The sequence below is a fragment of the Zoogloea oleivorans genome (genome assembly GCF_008107625.1).
In the GTDB taxonomy this organism is placed as follows: Bacteria; Pseudomonadota; Gammaproteobacteria; order Burkholderiales; family Rhodocyclaceae; genus Zoogloea; species Zoogloea oleivorans.
In genome coordinates, this window is the sequence record NZ_SDKK01000034.1 from 32,767 (window position 1) to 41,614 (window position 8,848).

Here is an 8,848-nt window from a genome sequence, read left to right on the forward strand (position 1 = left end):
CACGCGTGCGGTAATCAGCCACGGCGGTGCTCAGACGCTCGACCTGGCGGTGCAGGCCACGCAGATCGCCTTCCGCGCGGGCACGAATCAAGGCGTATTCCGAGCGAGCGCTGAGTGCATCGGCTATCGCCCTGCGCGCACCGGCCTGCTGGCGATCGAAGACCGGCAGGGGAATAGAGAGGGTGACGACGGTCGACGTGTCCCGGCCGACACCGTTATCCGTGTACTTGGGGCCGACGCCAACGGTGATATCCGGCACCCAGCCACGGGAGGCAGCCCGGCCGTCGAGATCGGCCGCTTCGGCACGCCGGGCAAGGGCTTGCAGATCCGGCCTCCGTTCAAGTCCCCCCAGAGCCTGGTCAAGGGCAGGTAAGCCTGCCGGAGGCAGCACGCCGCTGACGGGTGCGAGAGGCGCGCCGGGCGTGCCGATCAGGGCAGCCAGACGTTCGTGCGCCCGTTCGAGATCGGCCTGCTCGACACTGAGACGCGCCTGGGCGGTCTGGCGCTCGCGGGCAAGACGACGGCGGTCATAGCCGGAGGCTTCGCCACTACGGGCCAGCTTGTCGACGATGCCCTCGACGCGCGCGAAACGCCGGGTCCAGGCCTCGGTCGAACTGATGGTCTCCTGCTTGAGGAGCACTTCGTGGAAGCGGTAACGGATTTCGGCGGCAATCTCCTTGCGACGCTGGGCGTTACCGACGCTGGCCACATCCACACGCACACCGGCGGCTTCCCGGCGCAGTCCGCGACGCCCGGACACATCGAAGGTTTGGGCAATCAGCCAGGTCTGCTCGGTGGCATCGGCGCCACGCCGACCGCCATCACGGCTGTAGCCCAGCGTGGGATTGGGCGGAAGGCCGGCGGCCAGGGCATCCGCCTCGGCCACCTCAACGCTTCCACGTTCAAGGCTGGAGAGATCGCTCCGTGCAAGGCCAAGGCGAACGGCATCAGCCTCGGTCAGCGAGCGATATTGGGGTGCAGATTGGGGCGTATTGGTCTGTGCCCACGCAGCCAGCGGCAGCGCGAGCGAAACCATGCATAGCAGGTGTCGCATCGGATTCCTCGTGACGAAATGACAGGGTCGAGGTCACCGGCAGGCGATGAAAGGCGACGGCTGCGCGAAGCAGCCTGGAGAAAACGGGCCTGCCGGCTCTACAGCAGAACCGATGGAGGCCAGTCGAACAGCGGGGGGATGTGAGACGTGAAGGCGGCAGGTGGCCGGACGGGGCGAACACCAGGTGGAGGGTCGCCGAGATTTAGATCGGGATTGATGATCAGCGTGCTGAACAGGGGGTGATAGTGCCCGCCGTCATGATGTCCGTCCTCACCGTGATCAGGGATCTGGTTCAGCCCGAACAGCCCGTCATGATCGCTGTCAGGATCGGATTCGTGCTGGTGATCATGATCCGTGTCATGAACGTGAAAGCCCAGGGCCACCACATCCTCCCCCCAGTGACCGTCGACGCTCTCGGCCGCCGCCCAGGCAAACTGGAGCGGAACGAGCAGCATGAGGAGGATGGCTAGGATGCGGTGCATGGGCGGATTCTACTGCATGAATCCGCTGATCTGCTAAGCAGGCCTGATTGGGGAGCTGAAGGTAAACGTGCCCGACCACTGCCGCCGCCCAGGGGACCAGCATCGAAAGTTGGAGGCAAATGCAGAACCCACACCACCAAGATTCATGATGGATCCCCATCCGTCAGGAACCCATCCGGCGTGACGAGGGCTTCATGGGCTGCAGCCGCGGCGTCCCTTGCCCGCTTTGCCAACGCCTCCTGGTAACCTTGCCAGAAGATCACGATTTCGATGCGTTGGTTCGAGGCCAGATACCCCCAGTGCTTGAAACGCAGATCAATCAATGAAAAGAGTTCAGGGTAGAAGGGAGCCAGTTCGACTGTTTTCATCAACCCAGCTTGCAGGTCTAAATAGAGTTGCAAAGCCTGCTCGTGCAGCTCCTTAGAAGCGATTTCTTCTGACTGAGCCACGAGAAGCAAGGTCGTGACCAGCGCTTCAAAGTTGCACATCTCCCAGAGCTTTTGCTCGTCATCGCCCTCAAATGCCTTGAATCTCAGCTCCCGCTCGGTACCGCGAAGCTCAGCTTCAAACAAGAGGGCACGGACTTGCGGAGAAAGCGCCCTCATCTCGGCTTCAATGGCGCGACGATCAAGCCTCTCCCGCTTAAGCATTCGCCATATTGGACTGCGGAACCAGACGGCGGTTCCAGGGAAACGAGCTTCGGCTTGGTCAATGACGTTCCGCGTCCCAGGCTTGTCTCTGGGTACCTTTGAGCCCTTCTCGTAGGTATCCCATTTTCGCGGCCGCGCGACATCGGACTCCCGCTTTCGCACCAACTCGCCGTCCAGCGCCATCTCGATGGCGTACGCGGACGGTAAGCCCGACTGGAGCTTGACGGCGTGAAACCACATACGGGTTCGAAGTTGGTCGATGGGATCTGTCGGAGGCCGGCCACGGCCGCGGGGTTCCGCAAGCGGTTGCATATGATCTGTCTGGAGTACTAAAAATCAAATTATCGGAGCGGGTGGCGAAAAATGCGACAGAGATGAACACTGCGTGACATCACGTATCCGTAAACACTTGGTCATGATGCCAACAACCAACGATGGACTCGACGTCTGTGAGCTATTCCGAACACAGTTACGGGAGTCGCTGCTACATCTCCATGGGCCATTGATGGGTGGACCAGATCTAATGACTGCATTGGGGCATAGATCTCCAGCCTCGCTCCGACAAGCGCGTCGCCGTGGACAAATCGGCATCGTTCTATTCACAGTGCCCAATCGTCGAGGGCTGTTTGCTTTGACACAAGATGTTGCCGACTGGTTAGCGCAGATGCGCACTCAGTGCGTCGGAAAGGATGGCATCCGCTAGACAATCCGATCACCACCGAATCCCCATCCTGAAACGCAAACGCCCGAGGAGGCTGCCTCGGGCGTTGCGCGCTACATACTACTTTTACAAGTCTCGCCGACTGTGAGGATAGTATCGGCTGCGCACGCCCCGTCGTCAAGGTCAGATATGCCTTTGACGAGCAGGTGTACGTGCGGGATGGCTTTGTCCTCGCCCGACCAGACCTGTCGGACGTTCTTTGAGGAATCCCGCCATGCGGCTCCCAGTACGCCTGCAACGCGAAATCGCGCGTATGCATTTCTACGATCCCACTCAGTCCAATAGGGCCATTGCCTCTGGGCTTCAAGTATCGCCCAACACCGTATCTGCGCTATGTTCAAAACTAAAGGCATCAGGCCTTGCCTGGAGCGACCTTCGTGATCTGGACGACGACGCATGGATAGAAGCTCTCAAGACCCAGAATCGTTCTATTGCGCAGCGGAAGCCCTCTCCCAACTGGGAGTGGGTTGATGAACAAATGCAGTTTCCCGATGCCACGCTGCAGCAAATATGGCAAGAATGGCGCGAACAGTGCCCGACCGGGATCGGCTTCACCCAGTTCTGCGAACAATACAAAGCGTGGAGCAAAAGCCGGCACATCGTCATGCGACAAGTTCACGAGCCGGGGAGAAACCTGTTCGTCGACTTCGCAGGTAAGGTCATCGAGATCCGAGATCGGAACGGAGAGCCGTCAACCTATGCACAAATCTTTGTCGCATCGCTGGGCTATTCCAGTCTTACTTACATTCAAGCCGTTGCGTCCCAAAGCACCAACGACTGGATTAAATGTCACGTAGATTGCTTTGCTTACCTTGGTGGCGCACCCGAGTGGGTCGTTCCCGACAATCTAAAAGCGGCCATTTTGCGCCGTGAGCGAGACGAGATTATCGTCAATCCGGCCTACAGAAATTGTCTAAGCTACTACGACACAGCAGCAATGCCGACCGGTGTGCGCAAACCCAAGCACAAGGCCAAGGCAGAGGTCGCCGTAAAAATCATTCAGATGGGAATACTCTTCCCTCTTCGTAATCGGGTGTTTTTTTCCCTTGAAGAGCTGAATTTAGAACTCCGTAAGGGTATGGATCGCCTCAATGGCCACAAATTCAAGAAAATCCAGGGTTCTCGACTTGAAAGATTTGAATCTGTCGAGCAAAAGGCACTAAAACCATTGCCCGAATCTCCCTACGAAATCTGTGATTGGCGTTACAAAGTAAGGGTAGGGGATGACTATCACGTCGAGCATGGTAAGTGCTTCTACTCGGTACCTCATACCTTGCGCGGTGAGCGCGTAGATTTGAGGTACACCGCAACGATGCTCGAAATCATGCACAAAAATAAAAGGGTTGCGCTTCACAGCTTGATCACGGAGCCAGGCAGAAACTCCACGCATGACGAGCATCGGCCGACCGCTCATTTGCGCGTATTGGAGGGGGAACCGAAGGCTCTCATGGACTGGGCGCAATCCGTAGGTGGGAAAACCGAGGAAATGATTAATCACCATTTGGAAACTCGCAAAGACAGGACGAATGGACTTAAAACTGCGCGTCGGATTCGAAGCCTCGCCCATGCGTATGGAGAATCGCGTATTGAAGAGGTGTGTATCTATGCCCTCTCGCTCAACATGACCGCGCTCCGGAATATCGAGTCCATTCTGAAGCAATCAGCAGATAAGCAGGCTCATGCCATTGCTGAGGCTAATTCGACCACTGTTCGTGCTACGCACGAAAACGTTCGTGGGGCTGATTATTTTGGAGTCGATTCATGAGTATCGCAAACCGTACCTTGACTCAACTTCGGGCGTTACGGCTGACAACCATGGCGGAGGCTTACGAGAATCAGCTCCAACAGCCCAAGCTTCATGAATTTGGATTTGACGAGCGCTTAGCAATGCTCGTCGACCAAGAACAGAACGAAAGAGAGTCGAGAAAACTCAAGCGTCTGATCAGGGATGCGGCATTGCCGGATCGTGCATCACTGGAGGATATTGAATTTAGGCCAGATAGAGGTCTCGAAAAGCAGATTGTCGCAAATCTATCAAGCTGCGAATGGATTAAAAGGCAGCTAAACGTTATCATTCTCGGTGCAACTGGAGTAGGAAAGACTTGGCTCGCCAGCGCATTCGGAAATCAAGCTTGCCGCCTTCGACTCCCCGTGATGTTCTATCGTGCAAGCGATTTGTATGAAGCTATATCTACTTCATCTCTCGACGGATCCTTAGCAAAACTGAAAGTGAGTTTAGAAAGGCCGTCACTTCTCATTATTGACGATTTTGGTTTGGGTAATCTCACCTCGCCGATATCCCAAGTACTTCTGGATGTGATCGACCATCGGGTCCGAACTGGATCATTGTTAATTACAAGTCAGTATCCAACGACTCAGTGGCATGATTTTTTTCCAGATAAAACCCTTGCCGATGCCATCCTGGATCGTGTTGTTCATCAATCGCATTGCCTCACGCTAAAGGGGGAGTCGATGCGCAAACTGAATGCACGCAAACGACTGGAGGAGGCGTGAGCACGGTACCGTAAGAGTGCGCAGGTAGCCGGTTGCCGTGGTCACGATACCGGACCAGCGTTCATGACCACCGTTGGACGTGATCAATAGCGGTTTAAGCTACTGATCACGTCCAACCGAACGGTGTGAGCACGAACGTCCGAAATCTGCAGGAATGCCAACTTAAACCTCGGGGCACCACAAGAACAGAGAGGCTGCTGACAGGTTCTGGTGATTGGGCATTGCAGCTCGTGCAACTAATTGTTTATTACATCAGCCATTATCAGTTAAAAAATATCCAGTACATCAGCGACTGATACGGTGCGCGGCCCGCCGGAAGATCGTGGCTGGAACGCATCGCGCCGATGCGAAACGCTCGGCGTTGCAGCACTGGCGGGCAGGCGCTCAGTGCTCGGGAACGAGGACGGTACGGCTGCCATTCGATTCCATCGAGCTGACGATGCCAGCAATTTCCATTTGCTCAACCAGACGTGCTGCGCGGTTGTAGCCGATACGCAATTGCCGCTGGACCAACGAGATCGAGGCTCGGCGCGACTCGATGACAATGGCGACGGCTTGGTCGTACAGTGGGTCACTGTCCTCGACGCTAGTGGCTGGCCCTGATTCTGTTTCGCCGCCGTCGGGATTGCCGAGCACCGCTTCAAGGTAATCCGGGCTGCCATACTGTTTCAGATGTTCTGCCAGTGAATGAACCTCGTCATCCGTGACGAAAGCGCCATGTACGCGTTGCGGATAGCCTGTACCCGGCGGCAGGTAGAGCATGTCGCCCTGACCAAGCAGGCTTTCGGCACCCATCTGGTCGAGGATGGTGCGGCTGTCTACCTTGGAAGAGACCTGAAAAGCAATGCGCGTTGGGATGTTGGCCTTGATCAGGCCGGTGATGACATCGACGGACGGACGTTGCGTCGCAAGAATCAGGTGGATACCAGCAGCTCGCGCTTTTTGCGCTAGGCGGGCGATCAATTCCTCAATTTTCTTGCCGGCGACCATCATCAGGTCGGCGAACTCATCGACGACAACGACAATGAACGGCAAGGTCGTCAGTGGTGTCGGGCTTTCCGGGACCAGCGGCATGGGATCGTAGATCGTCTTGCCGGCGTCTTGTGCGTCGCGGACTTTCTGGTTGTAGCCCGCTAGGTTACGCACGCCGAGGTGGCTCATCAATTGATAGCGTCGCTCCATTTCCGTCACACACCAGTGCAGGGCATTGGCCGCCAGCTTCATGTCAGTGACAACCGGTGCTAGCAGGTGCGGGATACCGTTATAGACGGACAGTTCCAGCATCTTCGGATCAATCATGACGAAGCGCACCTCGTCCGGGGTCGCCCGATAGAGCAGCGAAACGATCATCGAATTGACCCCGACCGACTTGCCGGAACCAGTGGTTCCGGCCACCAGCATGTGCGGCGCCCGGGCCAAGTCGGCGACCACCGGTTCGCCGGTGATGTCCTTGCCCAGGGCCATTGCCAGCCGTGACGGGTGCTGCTGGAATAGGTCAGACGAAAGCACTTCCGACAGGCGTATCGTCTGGCGCTGCACATTCGGCAGTTCCAGGCCCATATAGGTTTTCCCGGGAATGGTTTCGACCACGCGGATTGATGTGACACCGAGCGCTCGTGCCAAATCTTTCATCAGATTGACCACCTGCGCCCCACGGACACCAACTGCGGGCTCCACCTCGTAGCGGGTAATGACCGGCCCAGCAAAGGCATCACGGACCATAACCTTGACCCGAAAATCAGCCAACCGCTCCTCGATCAGCCGGCCATTCTGACTCAAGGCATCGAGGTCGGCCGGCGTGTTGATGCCAGATGGAGCCTGCAGCAGAGCCAGCGGCGGCGAATAGTTTTCCCAGGCGTGCGAGCGAGGGGCAGAAGCAGCTGGAGATACCTGCCGTGTGATGGCTGCGTCGTTTTGTTGTCCGCCAATATCCGTTGTTTCAAGGGCGGTGGACGGTGCGGCAATGGAAACGGTAGGCCGGACGACGATTCTCGGTTTAACAGACAGGGGCTCTGAAGCAACTTGTGCAGTTTGCGGCGCCTCGACAAGTATGTTGGTGCGAGGCTCGGCCTGTGCCTCACCGGCTACGGCCAGCATTTCCTGCCGCATGTCAGGCGGTGGCAGCGAAGGCGCTGGGATACTGGTGGTGCTAGCTTGCGAGCTGGCTGCGGCGGTGTCCTCTGGGGTGGCAAGCGCCGAGATCGGCGTGCGCAGAGGGCGGGGAGCGCTCAAAGTGGCGGATATCGGTTTTCTGGTCAGCCGCTGTCCGCCTTCGGGCATAGCTGGCCGCCGCGCATTGCGGGCGATAGCCGGGGGGACATCCTGCGGCGCTTGCCCTCTTGGTCGGACGATGGGGAGAGGATTCGGATTGGGAGTTGGCACCGTAGTCGGGACAACGACGGGCTGTGGTGAGGTCGCGCTCAGTGCGGGCGAGACAGTTTCCTCTTCCCCGGATAGTGAAGTTTGGCCCGCCCTGCCCGGTGCAGGTTTGACCAGGCTGGCACGTGGTGTCGAGGAGATGTTCAACGGCGGGCGTTTGCTGGTCGTCATGGGGTGAACGGCGTTTGGCACCGGTACATCGGACGTTGCAGGCATGGCAAACGGGGCACGGCTGGCGGCGGGCGCCATGCTTGGTTCGGATGGTATAGGCTCCTGCGCGATGTGGCCGGTTTGCCGGCCAGCCCGGCCAGGGAGGCGACCACCGTGGATCTTCAGCAGACGAGCCCGGATCTCGGCCTCATCAATGGCTTCGACTTTCGGCGGTGCTTCCGTTGGCGACGATAGAGGGCGACCACGGGAAATGAGTGCCAGATTCTGCCGAATCCACGCGTGATCCGCCGCGACATGCTCGTATAACCAGGCCGCTGTCGATGATGCGCTTTGCTCGGCGGGTCTTGCCGGAACGGATGATGACGCACCGGGCGGCGTTGCCTTGTCCTTGGGATTCACAGCTTTCCAATGGCAGTGCTAGTCAGACTTCGCCCAGTAGGGTTCACTGCCGATGCACCGCAAAAGTTTCGATTTTACCGTCTTAGGCGTGTCATCGAGAATCTCTTCAAACACCGCAAGGTCTCGGTGCCAAGGCTTGGCCGAGAACACCGCACAACTGCTAGCGCACATGAGTGCCCACCATGAAATCAGCACCCAGCCAAACGAATGCTCACAAGCACCCCGTCAATCTCATACTGACGGATCGGAATGTCGAGCAAGCTCAGCGCGCCACCAAAAACCTATCAGCTAAAGTTGTCGAGCAGCCTGCCGAATTTTTTCGAGCGTCTCGGACACGCCTAGAAAAGCGATCGTTCAATAAAGACGTAGTGTTTCTTCACCGGCTCAAGCACTTCAAACAGACCGGTAAATCCGCCAGGAATTACACAGGCATCACCGGGGCCAAACACCTTCGCGACACCCTGCTGGCTTGCCACGA

The 8,848-nt window shown here is 57.7% G+C and carries 6 protein-coding genes and 1 pseudogene; 3 read left to right on the forward strand and 4 right to left on the reverse strand.

Going from position 1 to position 8,848, the window contains the following annotated elements:
* The 3 genes from ETQ85_RS23185 to ETQ85_RS23195 all read right to left on the reverse strand — a co-directional run.
* Window positions 1–1,054, reverse strand: a 1,054-nt coding sequence (locus ETQ85_RS23185; RefSeq protein WP_148581426.1) for a TolC family protein, incomplete at its 3' end; no start/stop codon positions are given.
* Window positions 1,055–1,152: 98 nt separating this feature from the next.
* Window positions 1,153–1,536, reverse strand: coding sequence for a hypothetical protein (locus tag ETQ85_RS23190; RefSeq protein WP_148581418.1), 384 nt, complete (start codon window positions 1,534–1,536; stop codon window positions 1,153–1,155).
* A gap of 143 nt (window positions 1,537–1,679) precedes the next feature.
* A complete protein-coding gene (locus tag ETQ85_RS23195; RefSeq protein ID WP_148581419.1) occupies window positions 1,680–2,426 on the reverse strand; it encodes a hypothetical protein in 747 nt (248 codons plus the stop codon).
* Window positions 2,427–3,121: 695 nt separating this feature from the next.
* Between ETQ85_RS23195 and istA the strand changes: the two genes are divergently transcribed.
* A complete protein-coding gene (gene istA / locus ETQ85_RS23205; RefSeq protein WP_148581420.1) occupies window positions 3,122–4,672 on the forward strand; it encodes an IS21 family transposase in 1,551 nt (516 codons plus the stop codon).
* On the forward strand, window positions 4,669–5,421 hold the full coding sequence (gene istB, locus ETQ85_RS23210; RefSeq protein ID WP_148581421.1) for an IS21-like element helper ATPase IstB: 753 nt from the start codon (window positions 4,669–4,671) through the stop codon (window positions 5,419–5,421). The genes istA and istB overlap by 4 nt, the downstream gene beginning before the upstream one ends.
* A gap of 384 nt (window positions 5,422–5,805) precedes the next feature.
* Here the strand turns inward: istB and ETQ85_RS27140 are convergent.
* Window positions 5,806–7,272 (reverse strand): annotated as a pseudogene (locus ETQ85_RS27140) (DNA translocase FtsK); the annotation flags it as partial.
* Between the two features lie 1,280 nt (window positions 7,273–8,552).
* Here ETQ85_RS27140 and ETQ85_RS27390 point away from each other — a divergent pair.
* Window positions 8,553–8,848, forward strand: a 296-nt coding sequence (locus ETQ85_RS27390) for a hypothetical protein (protein ID WP_342781984.1), incomplete at its 3' end; no start/stop codon positions are given.